Below are 16,876 nucleotides of genomic sequence, written 5' to 3'. Positions count from 1 at the left end.
TTTAATTTCCCAATGTTAATTTTTTTTTAAATTACGATATTCACAATACGGTGAGGGACTACAATGATTTTTTTAGGGGTTTTACCCTCCAAAATCTGTTGCATTTTCTCGTTCGAAATCACCAAATCTTCCACTTCCTTGGCAGATAATTGAGCTGAAAGTGAAATTTTGAACTTCATTTTACCATTTACGCTTACCGGATACTCAATTTCGTCTTCAACCAGATAATCTTCATTTAATGCCGGGAATCTTTCAAATTCTATCGATGTATCGTGTCCTAATAAACTCCATAGTTCTTCACAGATGTGAGGAGCATACGGAGAAATGATAACGGCTAGTGGTTCTAAAATATTGCGCTTGTTGCATTTTATTTTCTGAAGCTCGTTCACCGCAATCATAAATGAAGATACAGAGGTATTGAAAGAGAAATTTTCAATATCATATACGACCTTCTTTATTAAGGTATGTAAAACTTTGTATTCTGCTTTTGAAGGTTCTTCGTCTGAAACTTCAAATACTTCGCCGTTGAAATACAGGTTCCAGAATTTTTTAAGGAAACCATATACTCCGCTTAGCCCTTGTGTATTCCAAGGCTTGGATTGCTCCAATGGTCCTAAGAACATTTCATATAATCTTAGCCCATCCGCTCCGTATTCTTCACAGATATCATCAGGATTTACTACGTTATATTTTGACTTGGACATTTTTTCTACTTCACGGTCTGTGATGTATTTTCCATCTTCAAGAATAAATTCTGCATTAGCATAATCCGGTCTCCATGCTTTGAAAGCTTCAGTATCCAATTCATCAGAAGTACCTTTTAATAAGGATACGTCTACGTGAATCTGCTGAGTCTGGTAATCTTTAGCTAAATTTTTAGATACATATTGATTAGTTCCATCAATTCTGTATACAAATGCACTCATTCCTAAGATCATCCCCTGGTTGATCAATTTCTGGAATGGCTCATCATGATTAATATATCCTCTGTCTTTTAAGAACATGTTCCAGAAACGGGAATATAACAAGTGCCCGGTTGCATGTTCGCTTCCTCCTATATATAGGTCTACCTGTCCCCAATAATCTGAAAGATTCTTTGCACAGAATTCTCCGTCATTTTGCGGATCCATATACCTCAGGAAATACCATGAGCTTCCTGCCCAACCTGGCATGGTAGATAATTCTAACGGGAAAATTGTTTTATTATCCACCAGTTCTGTAGCAACTACCTTCTGGTTAGCTTCATCCCATGCAAATTCTTTTGCATTTCCTAATGGAGGATCTCCGTCTTCTGTAGGTAAATATTTTTCAACTTCAGGAAGTTCCAATGGTAAAGCAGAAGCCGGCAACGTGTAAGGCATCCCATCCTTATAATATATAGGAACCGGTTCTCCCCAATAACGCTGTCTTGAGAAAATAGCATCACGCTGTCTGTAATTTGTAGTTCCATGACCGATTCCTTTCGTTTCGATCTCTGAAATTATTTTTGACTTTGCCTCATTATAATTCAATCCGTTTAAGAAATCAGAGTTTACACAAACGGAGTCTTTGGAATCAAAAGATTTTTCCTGAACGTCTTCTTCAGTTTCTACAACTTTTTTAATTTCAAGGTTGAATTTCTTTGCAAATCTATGATCACGTTCGTCATGTGCCGGAACTGCCATCACAGCACCTGTTCCATATCCCATCAATACATAGTCTGAAATATAGATCGGCATTTTTTCGTTGCTGAACGGATTGATTGCATAACTTCCTGTGAAAGCACCGCTCACGTTTTTCACGTCAGACATTCTGTCTCTCTCTGTTTTTTTGGAAGTTTCTTCAATATAAGTATCTACTTCTACTTTTTGAGCATCCGTAGTAATGGTTTCTACCAAAGGATTTTCCGGAGCCAATACCATGAAAGTAGCTCCAAAGATGGTATCAGGTCTTGTAGTAAACACCTCAACAATTTCGTCATGACCTTCTACCTGAAACTGAACCTGTGCTCCCTGAGATTTTCCAATCCAGTATTCCTGAGAATCTTTCAATGGCTGTGGCCAGTCTAATGTACTTAATCCTTGTAATAATCTTTCAGAGTATGCAGAGATTCTCATGCTCCACTGCATCATTTTCTTTTGGAAAACAGGGAATCCTCCTCTTTCAGATTTACCGTCTTTCACTTCATCATTGGCCAATACTGTTCCTAATGCAGGACACCAGTTTACAGTGGTTTCAGCTCTGTAAGAAAGACGATAGTTTAACAGGATATCTTCTTTATCAAGATCAGAAGCAATTTTCCATTCTTCTGCTGTGAAATTTAATTCATCATTCTGATTAGCATGTAATCCTTCTGTTCCTTTTTCTTCAAAATGCTTAATCAAAGAATCAATAGCTTCTGCCTTGTCTGTATTTTTATTATACCATGAGTGATACAACTGGATAAAAATCCATTGCGTCCATTTATAATAAGAAGCATCTGAAGTTCTTACTTCTCTGCTCCAGTCGAATGAGAAACCGATTTTTCTCAGCTGCTCTTCGTATCTATTGATATTCTGTTCTGTAGTAATAGCCGGATGCTGTCCTGTCTGGATAGCATACTGTTCAGCAGGAAGTCCAAAGCTGTCATATCCTACCGGGTGAAGAACATTAAACCCCTGATGTCTTTTATATCTCGCATAGATATCCGAGGCAATATATCCCAGCGGGTGACCTACGTGAAGTCCTGCTCCGGATGGATACGGAAACATATCGAGTACATAAAACTTGGGTTTATCTGTATTATTAGAGGTTTTATAGGTTTGATTTTCCTCCCAGTATTTCTGCCACTTTTTTTCTATCTGCTGATGATCGTAAAACACTTTATATATATGTTATATGTTAGACTGAATTATTTTTCTTTTTAACAAGATTCACAAAATTAATGATTTTAAAGTAAATAGAAATTGAATTTATGATGAATTACCATTTACCCTCAACAAAAAAATCCCATCCTGGGATGAGATCTATTTTTATGTCCTGAAGTATATTATTATTGAGGAACTCTTTTAAATGTATAAGTTCTAGTTTGGAATATAGTAGGATCCTGAGTCTCTTCTCTTACTGCAAGATTGAGCGTATTGGCATCCAAAGTAATAACTTTTGCATTTTGCGGCTCTACTATTCCCTGAATTTTCATCTGAACGTCTTTTCCTTCCTTGTTATAGGTATAATTAAATTTTATATCTGAAAGAATAGCACACTGACCAGGGGTAGCAGTATCTCCCCAGTTTGTTTTCCCACCTTTGGAATCAGGGCTGAACCACCATCTTGTCTGTTTCTGACAGTCAGTATAAGTAATCGTGTTAGAAACCGGGTCTTCACCAACTTCTACAGTGGTAACTACTTCTTTTAACGGTTGCCATGTCCCAACAAGAGGAGCTTCCAGAACAGTATCATTGTTATCGCTACAGCCAGTAGCTGCAACAAACAAAGACAAACCTGCAAATAGTAATGCTAATTTCTTCATAGATCAATTTTTTCAAGCGCTAAAATTATAATTTTTTTGATTTATATTACTATTTTTTATGAAAAATTATTTCATTGACGTTTATTTATATATATTTTAAAACAGCCAGACCTCATTTCCCCTCTATTTAACAAATAATGAATACATGAGCACCATTCATTTTATTAAAAAAGTTATTTTTGCAAGAAAGAAAATACAAATGCAGGATATTACGAAAAACAATTTTGATTTTATACGCGTTCTCCTTGCCTTTATTGTCTTTCTCGGACATCTTGGCACCCTCAGTAATTCTCCTGATCTTAAAATTTTTGAGTACAGCCCTATAGAAATTGCTGTTTTCGGCTTCTTTGCAGTCAGCGGATTTCTAATAGCAAGGAGTTATGAAAGGTCTTCAAGCCTGAAAAGTTATTTAAAAAAGAGAATCAAAAGAATTGTTCCCGCATACTTATTGGTTATTTTTTTATGTGCTATTTTATTAAGTTTGGTAAGTACTTATTCTTTCACTGAATATTTTAGCAATACACAGGTTTACAAATACCTTTTCTGGAATTCATTATTTTTAAATTTCAAAGCACCCTGGCTTCCCGGAGTTTTTGGAAATCAAGCTGTAAATGGCGCTCTTTGGACACTAAAAATAGAAATGTGCTACTATTTCGCTGTCCCTTTGTTGTTTTTACTTTTCGGAAAAAATAATAAATACAGAAATATAAGTTTGGTTATTTTATACTTTTTGTCCCTTGTTTATTTAAATTATTTTGAGTCATTAAATAAAATTTCACTTGCCAAGCAGCTCCCCGGAACATTATCCTATTTTATCCCAGGAATGCTGATTTACTTTAATTTCGATCAATTTATCAAACATAAAAATCTCATTTTCATCATCGCTCTTTCTACCGTTTGGATTGATTTATACTTAAAAATTCAGCTTTTTTCCCCAATGATGATTGGTGTTATCGTTATGTATATTGCCTATTCATTCAAATTCTTAAATAATTTCGGAAAATATGGTGATTTCACCTATGGAATTTACATTTTCCACTTCCCAATTATCAGAACTTTCCAGACCTTAGGATTGTTTGAGGATTACAATCCGTTTGTAATGGCTCTGGTATGCATGTTGGTAGTTATTGCTGTAGGGGTAAGCTCGTGGCACCTTTATGAAAAAAGATTTTTATAATTTTACAATTCAAAAAGCATAAATGAAAGATCTTGTCTCCATTATCACTCCCTGTTATAATTCTGCAGAATTTATTGAGGAAACCATACAGTCTGTTCTTAACCAAACCTACGAAAACTGGGAATGGCTGATTACTGATGACCTTTCTAAAGATAATACGGTTGAGATCATTAGAAAATATAATGATCCCAGAATAAAACTACAGGTATTGGAGCAAAATGGAGGAGCAGGAAATGCCCGAAATAAAAGTCTTGAAAGAGCTAATGGAAGATATATTGCATTTCTCGACTCCGATGATTTGTGGTATCCCGAATATCTGGAAAGCATGATTACGTTTCTTCAGCAAAACAATGCAGAACTGGCGTATTGTAACTACTCAAGATGTGATGAATATACAATGGAACCGATTTTAAAAGATTTCAAAGCCGATAAAATTGTTACTTTTTCGAATTTACTTAAAACCTGCAGACTGGCACCGGTTTCTACCATTTATGATACCAAAAGAGTCGGAAAATTTTTCTTTCCGGTAAAAAGTAAGCGTGAAGATCATGTCATGTGGCTGAATTTGTTGAAAGTAATTCCTAAAGGCTACCCGGTAAAAAAGACGATGGCCAAATACAGAATGCGTGAAAACAGTGTTTCCAGAAATAAAAAAAACATCATCAAAGATCAATATCTTGTCTATAAAGATTTCATGGGATTCTCAGCAGTAAAATCCTTGTATTATACGGCTAACTGGGCATTAAACGGATTCCTGAAATATTCGAAAATTTTCAATTAATGGAATATTCAAAAGAGTTCAAAGCCGCTCTGAGTGCTTTTTCCGGTCCCGAAAAGGACAAACTAATTTTCAGACTCCTGAGAAAGGATAAATTATTATCTAAAAAACTCTACTTTGAACTTATTGATCCGGAAACTACGGATGATAAGAGAAATTCCATGGAAGATCATGTGGAAGAACAGGTTCTTTTAGCATCAAAATATGTGGGAAATGCCAAATATTTTCTGACGATCGTTCGAAAAATAAGTGCTGAAATTACAGAACATGTAAAAATTACCACGGATAAATTCGGGGAAGTTTCTTTGAACCTTCTTCTCATCAATAAGGTATTGGAAAACAACAGTGACCTCAGCAGACAAAGATTCGACAATGTTTACAAGCTTTATATTTATATCATCAATAAAGTATTTAAATCTCTGATTCTGATAAAGAAACTGGATGAAGATTACTGGATGGAAATTGATGAATATCTCCGTGATACTCAGAATAAACTTTTAGAAAATCACTATCTTCAGAAACTTTGTATTAACAATGGTCTTGACTTCAATTGGCTGGAATGCGACAGGATTCCAGATAACATTGATCAGATGATGAAAGACATTAAAAGCCAGGGATTCTTAAGATAAAATTTTCTGAAGAATCATCTTGGTAGAATCAGGTTTCTCATCAACAAATTTTCCGGCATTTTGAGACATCGAGATAAGTTCTTCTCTGTTCTCTTCATTGATAAGAAATAAAACGAATTCTGCTGCTGTATATTCGTCAGGAAAGGCCTTTCCACCATTGGCAGAGATCAGATCATCAGCCTCCGGATTCTTTTTGTAATGATTCCCAAAAATTACAGGAACGTTAAAGGTTGCGGCCTCCAGAATATTATGAAGTCCGGCATCATGAAATCCTCCTCCTACAACCGCTACATCTGCATAAGAGTATAGTTTTGACAATAGACCAATGCTGTCTATAATCATAATCTGAGCATTGAACATTGAAGGTTGGGAGCGTTGTATTTCGCTGTACAGTAAAGCATCCGGAAATATATTTTTCAAATGCTCTACTCTTTTCAGATCGTGAGGTGCTATAATAAGTTTCGCCGTGTTATTTTTCCGGGAAACGACTTCTGCGATTTTCTCTTCTGCCTGCCATGAACTACCAAAAACAACGACTTTACGCTCTCCTTTAAAGTCTGCAATGAAATCTACGTGATTATCTCTTTCGCGAAGCTGTTTCACTCTGTCAAACCTTGTATCTCCCGTTACAGAAGACTTTATCAACCCTACACTTTTCGCCAAAGCCAATGAAAACTGAGTCTGATGAAAAAACCAGTCTACATTTTTCTGAAGCTGTTTTACAAACCATTTCCCATAAGAAGTAAAGAAAGATTGTCGTTCATAAAACAGAGCGGAAATCACATAAACCTTCACTCCTTGATTTTTCAGTTCGGCAAGGAGATTGTACCAATAATCATACTTAACCGTAAAAAATAGTTCAGTATTAAACTGACCTGTAAATTCTCTTACCGTGCTTTTTTTATCGAAAGGTAAATAACAGATAACATCTGCAATATGTTTCTTTTTAACGACATTCTCATATCCTGAGGGTGAAAAGAAAGTCACCAGAACTTTGTGATTGGGGAAATTTTCTTTAAGCTTCTCCAGCACAGGTAATCCCTGTTCATATTCGCCCAGACTTGCAGCATGCATCCAAATCACTTGATCGGTCTTTGAAAATGCAGTTTTCACTTTACTTAAAGATTCTTTCCTTCCTTCAACGCCTTTTTTAGTTTTATCATTAATCAATGCAAAAACCTTCATTCCGAAAGTAAGGAAACTGATAAATATATTGTAGAGAAAAGCCATTTTTATTATTCTTTAATTTCAATTCTGTCATGATCCGTAGGAGGATTGGATATGACTAAAAACTCAATTTCTTCAGTGGATTCATTGGAGATAAAATGTTTTGATCCTGCTTCAATGGATATAGATTCTCCCTGACCAATCAAGAATTTTTCTTCATTAATGTAAAATGCCGCTTCTCCTTTCAGAATATAAAAAAACTGTTCTGCCACTTTATGAAAGTGCAATTTTTCTGAAGTTCCTGCAGGCATCTTCTCCTGCTTTACGGACAAACTTTGTGTATTTTTAAGGATCCAGCTGTCACATTGGTTTCCCCAGGTGTAATGTTCTGAATTATCTTTAGAGTGTATCATTTGAATAGATGGGCGATAAAAAGTAATGCAGGAGTAAATAAAACAACAGATAAAAAGATGGTAGCAAATGTAATTCTGGGCTTAGCTTTTTCATCCACAGCAGATCTGAACATATAGTCCTGAATATTCATAAAAATAACTGCCAGCAGCAAAAAAAGAATTCTCAATCCAATTTTCATAATTAAAAACTGAGCATTCATATTCTGAGCTGTAATTTCTACAGGGAAATTAGTGTCTTCAGGATGTCTTGTGCCATGGGTAAACACAGCATATAATCCTAAAGTCAGTACAGGCATCAGAAACGCATAGATCCGTCCTCCGAATCCATCCGCTTTCCCTTCCATATCAAAATGTACAGGAATTCTCTCCGGCAAAGTATTATAATTTTTCAGGGTAAACCACCACAGAAAAACAACTAATCCAAAATTAAAAATATCAAAAATTGTAAAAAGAATATTTTCCATTTCAGACGAGATTGAATTAGGATTAGATTACACTTTTCAGCACTCTCAGTTTATGAGTATGCTTATTCATTTCTTTATTAAAAATCCCTGTGGAATCCAGCGTATCAATTCTTACTTTCCCGGAAGCATGGATGATCTTTTGATTCTCCAGCATAATTCCTACGTGGATAATTTTTCCTTCTGCATTTTCAAAGAAAGCAAGATCTCCCGGCTGTGTTTCTTCTATGAAAGTAAGCGGTTCTCCCACCTCAGCCTGCTGTGATGCATCTCTCGGTATTTTAATATTATGGATTTTATACACCAGTTGGGTAAATCCGGAGCAGTCTACTGCAAAAAAGCTTTTGCCTCCCCACAGATAAGGTACATTAAGGAATTCTTTCGCCGTCAATGCAATACTTTCACGCACATCATGACTTCTTCTGGAAGCGACCACCGGAAACTCTACTTCTGATCCCATAGAAAGTAAAGTTTTCCCATCGTTCATGAGTACAGAAGAAAAATCTTCGGTAACAACAGTCACTTTTCTATGGGCTAGTTCTTCATCTGTCACTGGTTTCAGCTGTTTGGTATCCATCCATCCTTCATAGCCATCATAGTGCATTTTTATTTTGGTCCAGTTTTTATCTACTTCCAAAATATCTGCACTTTCACCAAACAATATTTCCGTAACAATTTCAGCTCTGTCAGAATTTTCTGCACGAACGGGTGCTACTGTAACAATACAAATTCCTTTATTCATTAACTCTCAATTTAAAGATTGAATAATTTAAAGATTAAAAATACCATCTGTACTTTCTTTAAATGTCGTAATCTTTGGATATTTTAATTACTTTCTGCGAAGAAAATTAACTCCATCACGCAAAGGTAAAATAAGATTTTCAAAATCTTCGTCTTTTGCCGCTAAATCATTTAATTCCTGAATAGACTGAGTAGATTTCAGCTTTGGGTTTTCCTCCAAAACTTTCCCATACCATAGCACATTATCAAAAAGGATTACGGTTCCGGATTTTGTATGGGGTTTAATCAGTCTGAAATATTCGGCGTAGTTTTCCTTATCGGCATCTACAAAAATCAGATCAAAAAATTCATCTGTTTCTTTTAAATATTCTTTGGCATCCTGAAGTTTAAAATCAATCTGACCGGCATATTCACTAGACTCGAAATATCTTCTGGGAAGATAGGCCAGGTCTTCGTTAACGTCCAGCGTAGTAATTTTTCCGTCTTTTGCTAATCCTGATGCCAGACATAAGGTAGCATATCCCGTGAATGTTCCTATTTCAAGAATACTTTTCGGCTGCAGCATCTGGGAAATAATAGTCAGTAATCTTCCCTGCTGATACCCGGAAATCATATGAGGCTGTGTCGTTTTCTGATAAGTCTCTCTTCTCAGCTTTTTCAGAATTTCGGATTCTGAAGAAGCGTGTGCTTCCAAATATCTATCCATTTCAGGATTCTTTTCTTCAAAAAAACTCATACCATTTTAATTTAAACAAATTTAAGGATTTTAAAGCTAGTTTTTAAATTCAACAAGAAGATACAAAAAAAGAGAGAAATTAATCCCTCTCTTTTCTTAGCTATATCTAAATTTTATGTAAAAAATCATTATACTGCTATACAATATTGTCTTATACCAGCACAAACCCATCCCGGGCAACACTCTGTTTGTGGGCTGGTACAAAATATCTGTGGATTACATCCTCTAATAGCACCTTGTACATTTTTCATTTCTTCTCTTGAAAGTTTTTTTGAATTTTTCATAATTATTTTGTTTAGTATTAATTCCTACTCTTTAAGATTTTCGGACACCTCTGTTTTTATTTCCTTTTAAAGGGATTTAAATATACACATTCTTTTGTTAACCAACTAATTATACGCTAATAATTGGTTAGAAATTAAAAAAATACATCATACCGGGAAAACCCCATATGAAATACCGGGAAAATACGGATGGTATTTTTGTGGTATCCGTTGTAAGTTTGCAATAAGAATAAGGGGTAAAAACACTAAGAGAAAACAAGATGATTGCAGGAGAGACACAAACTAACCATGAGAATCACAAAAAAGTTGTACTGAAAAGTAGAACTGATTCTTCTGCAGCAAAAACTAAGAAAGAAATATCCACTTCATTTTTGCAACGAATTATTTCGCTCTTGAAAAAAGAAGAATTAATTTGATTAAAAAATAAATCCCGGCCACCTTCGGGATTTATTTTTGCTTTACATCAAGATTGTTTCTTCTTCCATTACACCAATCATTCTGCCCGAGCTCCGGATTAACCTTCTTAATTTCCTTACGGGAGCCTATTTCACTACAGTTTATTCAACAGAACTTTGCTAAGTTCTATCTACACGTCTTTTTCAGAATTTATGTTTTAAGTAACATCACATTGCCTGAAATGCTCATGAATAGACATTATTCCTGAAAAACAATCTTCTTCAGATTCACTTCAAAAGTCAAAATCCTTATAAAAAACAGGAAAAACACCTGTATATTACTGCTGCTATGCCTCTACCTTTGATATAAGTTTTCCAACCATGAAACATTCAAATAAAGGAGGAACCCGAAAATCCTAAAACAGAGTAGGGATATTTTAAAAACAACCACATGAAAACAAAGACTTTATTTTTAATTGGAGCAATAGTGGGACTTGTTATTATATTTTCCCAGCTAAAACCTCAGGAAATGTCTTTTTACAAAGAGAAAGGCAATTACATTGTAGACAATAATTACATTCTGAAAGATGTCAAAAAAATTTCTGATGAAGACATGAAGAGTTTATTAAGCCTGCAAAAACTTCATCAGAATAGTTTGGGGACTAATTTTATTATCTACAAAATCAACAGACAGTATGTGATCCGTGGATGCTTAATGAAAGCCAATATCGACTGGAAAAAATATGGCGATTTAAGAGCTAAAGTGGAAGGAATTCTGAAAAAATACGGAGCTAAAGAACTGGGAGCAGATTATTATGCTATTCAAAACAATCAGGTTGCTACCAACGCTGCATTATTAAGTCAGAAGGACATTTCATCTTTAAGTAAATTAACGGTAAGAGGTGCCGAAGAATACACCATTTGCCCGCCAACTATGGGAAGAAAGAACCTAACCAATGTAATCATGAAATCTTACAAAGTCAATACAGCTATTGATCCCAGAATCAATGTAAAACTTAATAATGTATTGCTCAATTACAAATAACCTCAAAAGGCTGTTTTTAGCTTAAAGACAGCCTTTTCTAAATCTTTTACCATGAAAAGAAAACTTCAGTTATCCGGAATTTTCATCATTCTGTTGGTGGTCTTTGTTATTGGTCTGAAAGGAACATTTGATGGCTATTACGGTTTTTATTATGAAAACAAAAACTATGAAAAACCGCTGGCTTATAGTATTTCGGAAAACATTGCCCAGTCGAAACCCGTTAATATATTTACGTCTTATACGGGTTTTGATACAGGATATGGTTTCTATGCTCCTAATGTTGCCAGTGATTTTGTAATGAGCTTTGAATTGAAAGATCAGCAGGGAAATATCCTTGAACAAAAAAATCTGCCTTATTTCAAAAACAAAGAAAGCAGGGTAAGATATACCACTGTTTTTAATATGTTTCTTGATAAAATCTCTGACAAAAAAAGCTATGACAGCAAATATTATCAGTATCTGGATATTATTATCAGGCAGATCGCTGCACATGTCATGAAGGAAAATCCGAAAGCAGCAAGCGTCACAACGCGCCTCTATCTGTACGACTACCCTACCATTGCAGATTTCAAACAGGGAAAAACAAATGAAAATCTGATTCTTATTGATGAATTCAAACATTAGAGCCATGAAAAAACTGAATATACTCTATGCGAAAGTTGAAAACTTCTTTTTCAGACAGGATAATAAAACGGAATTCTTAAGCTTCTTCCGGGTTGCCATAGGAGCTGTTATCCTTTTACAATTTATTGCAGTGCTGCCGGATTTTGATACATTATTTTCAAGCAGCAGTATCATTCCACAAGATATCATGGGTGTTTTCACTCCAGACTGGCTGATTACATTCCCTAAAATGGTCAGCTTTTTACAAAACTATGGTATTGAAGAAAGCACAACAATTGTAATCACCAAAATATCATTCATCACATTATGCATTTTTATCATCACCGGGTTTTATTCCAGAATTTCTGCCTTTTTATTACTTATACTGCAGATAGCACTATTGAAAGGAAGTTCCTTCTTTGCGTATGGTGCAGATTTTTTCACAAGCATGTCTTTATTTTACCTGATTCTTTTTCCTGCTGATCAGCATTTCTCCCTTAGGAATCTTATATTCAGCAGAACAATCGGAGATATCAACATTATGCCGGTTAAAAGATTATTTCAGATTCATATTTCTATGGCCTATTTTTTTTCAGGATTGGACAAAGCTTTAGGTTTTAACTGGTGGAATGGAGAGTCTATCTGGAAAGCTATTCATCTTCCCTACTCCAACAGGGATCTGAATATTGATTTCAGCTGGCTTACAGAACATTCTTATATTTTAAGCTTCATCGGATGGAGTACGATTATCATTGAAATGTGCTATCCATTTTTCATCTGGTATAAACCAACACAAAAGACATGGCTTTTCCTTACAGTCTCCATGCATATAGGAATTGCACTTGTTCTCAATTTATATTATTTTTCAGCTATTATGATCGTCTGGAATATCACCAATTTTTATTTTGAACAGTATGAAGTCACCTCTTCAAAGAAAAAAATTTCTGTGGAGTATATTCCAAAACAGGTTAACTCATAAAAAAACAAATCCCGAATTGCTTCGGGATTTATTTTGATATATGGTTTAATCATTATTTCTTAGGAGCGATATCCATCAGTTTCATAAACTCATCAAGCTTAGGCATAATGATGATTTCTGTTCTTCTGTTTTCCGATCTTCCTGAAACGCTCATATTAGTAGCTTTCGGGTTGTATTCAGAACGTCCTCCAGCCGTAATTCTTGCCGGATCTACTCCAAACTGAGTCTGAAGAACTTTAGCCACAGAAGTACCTCTCAATGCAGAAAGATCCCAGTTGTCTCTTGGAAGATTTGGAGAGTTCAATGGAGCGTTATCGGTGTTACCTTCAATTAACACTGAGTATTTATCGTAATCGTTGATTACTTTTGCTACTTTACCTAACACTTCCTGAGCTGCAGGTAAAATATTGTAGTCTCCTGTTTTGTATAGCATTTTGTCTGAAAGAGAGATCATTACTACTCCTTTCAATACTTTTACCTGTACATCTTCATCCGATACATTATCCAAAGATCTTTTCAGTTTGTTAGACAATGCAAGGTTCAAGCTGTCATTCTTAGCATTGCTTGAGATTAATTGCTTGATATAAGAATTGGAAGCATTGATTTCACCTACCAGTTTATCAATGTTAGCAGAACTTTTTCCTGTATTGGATAAACATGCATCAAGAGATGATTTTAAAGCATCATGCTGGCTTTTCAACAAGTTATTTTCACCTGACAATGCAGAGTTCTGAGATTTCAAATCCTGAATTTCTCTTTGTCTTTCTCCAATATTTTCAATACACTGCTTATAGTTTGTGCTCAAAGCATCATACTGCTTTTTGCTGACACAAGATGTCATCCCCAGCGCCATTGCAGAAACTGCTAAAACTTTTAAAATCTTCATAAATAATCATTTTTAGACTACTCAAAGTTAGGAAAATTCAATTGAATTATATCGGTTATCTTTGCATAAAAGAAATTCTCAACATATATGTTGAAAAAATTAACCTTTATCAACCAATTAAAAAATCTCGTATACGAACCGGAAAACCACACGTTTCTTCTGGCGGTAAGCGGAGGTGCGGACTCTATGGTTTTAGCCTCTTTGTTCAGGGATTTCGGGCATGAAATTCAGGATTCAAAATTCCAGTTTCAGGTAGCTCATATCAATTATAAACTACGTGGTCATGATTCAGACCTGGATCAGAAAACAGTACAGGATTTTTGTGAGAAAAATCATATAAAATTTCATTTGTATGAAGTTTCAGCAAAAGATCAGAAACCGGAAAATTCTATCCAGCTTTGGGCAAGAGAGCTACGGTATACCTTTTTTAAAGAAATCCAGAAAAAAGAAAACCTGGAATTTCTTGTTACAGCCCATCACCTCAATGATCAGCTGGAAACTTTCATCATTAATCTTTCCAAAGCCGCGGGAATCAATGGACTAAGCGGAATTCCATCAAATGATAATGCCATACTTCGCCCTCTTTTAGACTTTTCCAAAAAAGAAATTTATCAGTTTGCTGAAGAGAATAGCATCAAATTCCGGGAAGATCTTTCTAATAAAAAGGATGATTATCTGAGAAATAAGATCAGGAATAAGATTGTTCCGATGCTTATGGAAACCAACGAGCACTTTCTGGAAAACTTCAGGAAAAGTTCTTTGTATCTCAATCAGACTAAAGATTTTGTCCATAAACAGATTCAGGAGATAGAAAATCAACTCACGATATTTAACCAAAACTATAAAATCCTATCAAAGGAAAAGCTGGATCAGGAGAGTGATTTCGTAAAATTTGAAATCTTAAAAAAATACGGGTTCAGTCAGGAGGAAGAAATCCCCAAAATTTTTACAGCAGAAAACAACAGTTCTTTCTTTTCAAAAGAATACCAGTTGATTGTCAACCGTGATGAACTTATTTTCATTGATAAAAGTGAAGAACAGGAAACTCCGGAAGAAATAGTACTGATCAAAAATTTTGATTTTTCCGAAAACCCAATCTGCATTGACCTCGTAAATGCTATTGAAAAGATTGACGGGATCGGTAAAAGATTTGAATGGAACTTTGATGCTGAAAAACTTCAATTCCCTCTCCTTCTGAGAAAACAACAGGATGGAGATGAATTTTATCCGGCAGGGTTTTCAGGGAAAAAGAAAGTTTCTAAATTTTTTAGGGACGAAAAATTATCTGCATTGATCAAGGAAAAGATCTGGTTACTCTGTGATTCAGGAAACCATATTTTGGGAGTCATCCCCCTTAGACAGGATCGCAGATATCAGGCAGACAGAACTACGCAAAAAAAGATAACTGTAAAGTGGACAGAAAAACAACTAATTCGTTAGCTGTTGATGATTTTAAGAAAGACAGCAATATAGCTTTTGGAATTTTATACCAACAGTATTTCGGTTATACTAAAAATTTTATTCTCAAGAATAAAGGTAATTTGGAAGATGCAGAAGATATTTTCCAGGATGCATTACTGATTCTTTACGAAAAACTCAATGCTGATGACTTCAAAGTTCAGACCTGTCTGGGAAATTATATTATCGGAATTGTAAAAAATCTCTGGTTTAAAAAACTAAAAAACAGAAACTTTTATGTAGAATCTCCGGAAAGCTATTTCATAGAACACCAGGAGGAAATCAGTGATGCCATTGAAAATGAAAGGTATTACTGGGAAAAACTGGTTGGTTATATTAAGTCAATCTCTTCCCATTGTCAGAATCTGATTCATGACATTTTTATTGAAAACAAAAGTATCGAAGAAATTCAGGATAAATATCAATATTCCAGCAAACATAATGCTCAGAATCAAAAGTATAAATGTGTAGAGCAAATTAAAAAGGTTAAAAACAAAAGCATTTTTTCTACCTGAAAATCAAATATTTACATAAAAACTTAGAGTTTGTGGGTGATTTTTTTCTTTTTCAGGGAACATCATAAGAAAAGAATATATGTTCAAAAAAATCGTATTGAGCCTTCTTATAATAGTAGGAATTTCATTGAGAGCACAAAGTGCAGGCATCAATTTTCAAAAAATTGATTTGGAGGCTGCGAAAAAAATCGCAGCAAAAGAAAATAAACTGATCTTCATTGATCTGTTCACCACATGGTGCGGACCTTGTAAGCTCATGGCAAAAAACACCTTTACCGATCCTAGAATTGGAGAGATGTTCAACAAAAATTTTGTTAATATTGCCCTGGATGCAGAAAAAGAAGGAATAAACCTGGCCAAAGAGTTTAAAGTAGTAAATTATCCTTCTTTTTTATTCCTGGATTCAAAAGGAAAACTGGTTCAATATGATTTCGGATATTATAATGCTGAACAGTTTTTAGGAGTGGGAGCTTCAGTGCTGGGGAAAAGGATGTCTCAATCCGGCAAGACTTTAGATCAGGTAAAAGGAAAAATGGTTGGAGATAAAATTGATAATTTCAATGCAAAAGACCATGTGGGAAATACATTTTCTTCATCCAAAGAAAATCAAAAACTGGTGATCGTTTTTATCCGTGGACAATGGTGCCCTTATTGTAACAAATACATTGAAACATTACAAAAGCTGTCTCCTGAACTGAAATCGAAAAATGCAAGACTTGTTATTATCTCTCCTGAAAAACCTGAATTTATAGAAAAGACCATTAACAAAACAAAGACAGACTATACTGTTCTGTATGATGAGGGATATAAAATTGCAGAAGCATTCGATGTTCTTTACACTCCTGACAGTGAAACACTTAACCTCTACAACTCAAAATTAAAGGAGGATTTTGCTGACAGCAGGTCAGATCATTCCGGAAGACTACCTGTTTCGGCAACCTTCATCCTTAATGAAAGTAAAGAAATTACATGGAGGCATTTTGAAACAGACTATAAAAAGAGAGCGTCTGTAGAAGATATTTTAAAGAACCTGAATTGATTTTAACAGAAAGTTTTTGTATTGGCAAAAGATGCTAATCATAATCCTCAATCAACAAAATTGATAAAATTGACAAAATCAAT

Annotated in this window: 17 protein-coding genes; 9 read left to right on the top strand and 8 right to left on the bottom strand. The window is 34.8% G+C overall.

The window, feature by feature from the left end; genetic code table 11:
* Positions 1–26 precede the first annotated feature (26 nt).
* Positions 27–2,840: a leucine--tRNA ligase gene (gene leuS / locus JOE44_RS19625; protein WP_209786888.1), complete on the bottom strand. Its 2,814-nt coding sequence runs from the start codon at positions 2,838–2,840 to the stop codon at positions 27–29.
* A 170-nt stretch (positions 2,841–3,010) separates the two neighbouring features.
* Positions 3,011–3,487, bottom strand: coding sequence for a lipocalin family protein (locus JOE44_RS19620; RefSeq protein ID WP_209786887.1), 477 nt, complete (start codon positions 3,485–3,487; stop codon positions 3,011–3,013).
* A gap of 145 nt (positions 3,488–3,632) precedes the next feature.
* On the opposite strand from JOE44_RS19620, the gene JOE44_RS19615 reads away from it, so the two are divergent.
* Genes JOE44_RS19615 through JOE44_RS19605 form a run of 3 tightly spaced genes read left to right on the top strand, consistent with a single transcriptional unit; the run spans position 3,633 to position 6,071 of the window.
* Positions 3,633–4,664 (top strand): acyltransferase, encoded by a 1,032-nt coding sequence (locus JOE44_RS19615; RefSeq protein WP_209786886.1) that lies wholly within the window; start codon positions 3,633–3,635, stop codon positions 4,662–4,664.
* Positions 4,665–4,686: 22 nt separating this feature from the next.
* Positions 4,687–5,445, top strand: coding sequence for a glycosyltransferase (locus JOE44_RS19610; RefSeq protein ID WP_209786885.1), 759 nt, complete (start codon positions 4,687–4,689; stop codon positions 5,443–5,445).
* Positions 5,445–6,071: a deoxyuridine 5'-triphosphate nucleotidohydrolase gene (locus JOE44_RS19605; protein ID WP_105681691.1), complete on the top strand. Its 627-nt coding sequence runs from the start codon at positions 5,445–5,447 to the stop codon at positions 6,069–6,071. Before JOE44_RS19610 ends, JOE44_RS19605 begins: the two co-directional genes overlap by 1 nt.
* On the opposite strand, the gene JOE44_RS19600 is transcribed toward JOE44_RS19605, so the two are convergent.
* The 5 genes from JOE44_RS19600 to JOE44_RS19580 all read right to left on the bottom strand — a co-directional run bounded on the left by JOE44_RS19600 (position 6,063) and on the right by JOE44_RS19580 (position 9,589).
* A complete protein-coding gene (locus JOE44_RS19600) occupies positions 6,063–7,301 on the bottom strand; it encodes a glycosyltransferase N-terminal domain-containing protein (RefSeq protein ID WP_209786884.1) in 1,239 nt (412 codons plus the stop codon). The two genes, JOE44_RS19605 and JOE44_RS19600, sit on opposite strands and share 9 nt — an antisense overlap.
* Positions 7,302–7,306: 5 nt before the next feature.
* A complete protein-coding gene (locus JOE44_RS19595) occupies positions 7,307–7,651 on the bottom strand; it encodes a cupin domain-containing protein (RefSeq protein WP_209786883.1) in 345 nt (114 codons plus the stop codon).
* Positions 7,648–8,115, bottom strand: a complete 468-nt coding sequence (locus JOE44_RS19590) for a DUF1648 domain-containing protein (protein WP_209786882.1) — start codon at positions 8,113–8,115, stop codon at positions 7,648–7,650. The genes JOE44_RS19595 and JOE44_RS19590 overlap by 4 nt, the downstream gene beginning before the upstream one ends.
* Before the next feature lie 22 nt (positions 8,116–8,137).
* Complete coding sequence (locus JOE44_RS19585; protein ID WP_209786881.1) at positions 8,138–8,854, bottom strand: C40 family peptidase; 717 nt, start codon at positions 8,852–8,854, stop codon at positions 8,138–8,140.
* An 87-nt stretch (positions 8,855–8,941) separates the two neighbouring features.
* Positions 8,942–9,589, bottom strand: coding sequence for an O-methyltransferase (locus JOE44_RS19580; RefSeq protein ID WP_209786880.1), 648 nt, complete (start codon positions 9,587–9,589; stop codon positions 8,942–8,944).
* Between the two features lie 1,130 nt (positions 9,590–10,719).
* Here JOE44_RS19580 and JOE44_RS19575 point away from each other — a divergent pair.
* The 3 genes from JOE44_RS19575 to JOE44_RS19565 are packed head-to-tail and all read left to right on the top strand — an operon-like array spanning position 10,720 to position 12,895.
* The gene (locus tag JOE44_RS19575) at positions 10,720–11,313 is read left to right on the top strand and encodes a hypothetical protein (protein ID WP_209786879.1); all 594 of its coding nucleotides are present in this window, start codon (positions 10,720–10,722) and stop codon (positions 11,311–11,313) included.
* Positions 11,314–11,364: 51 nt separating this feature from the next.
* Positions 11,365–11,937 (top strand): hypothetical protein, encoded by a 573-nt coding sequence (locus JOE44_RS19570; protein ID WP_209786878.1) that lies wholly within the window; start codon positions 11,365–11,367, stop codon positions 11,935–11,937.
* A gap of 4 nt (positions 11,938–11,941) precedes the next feature.
* Positions 11,942–12,895 carry an HTTM domain-containing protein gene (locus JOE44_RS19565; RefSeq protein ID WP_209786877.1) on the top strand — a complete coding sequence of 318 codons (954 nt, stop codon included), beginning with the start codon at positions 11,942–11,944 and terminating at the stop codon, positions 12,893–12,895.
* A 52-nt stretch (positions 12,896–12,947) separates the two neighbouring features.
* On the opposite strand, the gene JOE44_RS19560 is transcribed toward JOE44_RS19565, so the two are convergent.
* Entirely contained in the window at positions 12,948–13,781 is an 834-nt protein-coding gene (locus tag JOE44_RS19560; RefSeq protein WP_105681698.1) for an OmpA family protein, read from the bottom strand.
* Positions 13,782–13,868: 87 nt separating this feature from the next.
* Here JOE44_RS19560 and tilS point away from each other — a divergent pair, with 87 nt between their 5' ends.
* From tilS to JOE44_RS19545, 3 genes are all read left to right on the top strand, one after another.
* Complete coding sequence (tilS, locus tag JOE44_RS19555) at positions 13,869–15,221, top strand: tRNA lysidine(34) synthetase TilS (protein WP_209786876.1); 1,353 nt, start codon at positions 13,869–13,871, stop codon at positions 15,219–15,221.
* On the top strand, positions 15,194–15,754 hold the full coding sequence (locus JOE44_RS19550) for a sigma-70 family RNA polymerase sigma factor (protein ID WP_209786875.1): 561 nt from the start codon (positions 15,194–15,196) through the stop codon (positions 15,752–15,754). Before tilS ends, JOE44_RS19550 begins: the two co-directional genes overlap by 28 nt.
* A gap of 79 nt (positions 15,755–15,833) precedes the next feature.
* Positions 15,834–16,793: a redoxin domain-containing protein gene (locus JOE44_RS19545; protein ID WP_209786874.1), complete on the top strand. Its 960-nt coding sequence runs from the start codon at positions 15,834–15,836 to the stop codon at positions 16,791–16,793.
* Positions 16,794–16,876 lie beyond the last annotated feature (83 nt).

Origin of the sequence: Chryseobacterium sp. PvR013, assembly GCF_017833095.1 — a bacterium.
GTDB lineage: Bacteria > Bacteroidota > Bacteroidia > Flavobacteriales > Weeksellaceae > Chryseobacterium > Chryseobacterium culicis_A.
The sequence above is the reverse complement of the archived record's forward strand: the minus strand, read 5'-3'. Positions and strand labels throughout refer to the sequence as shown.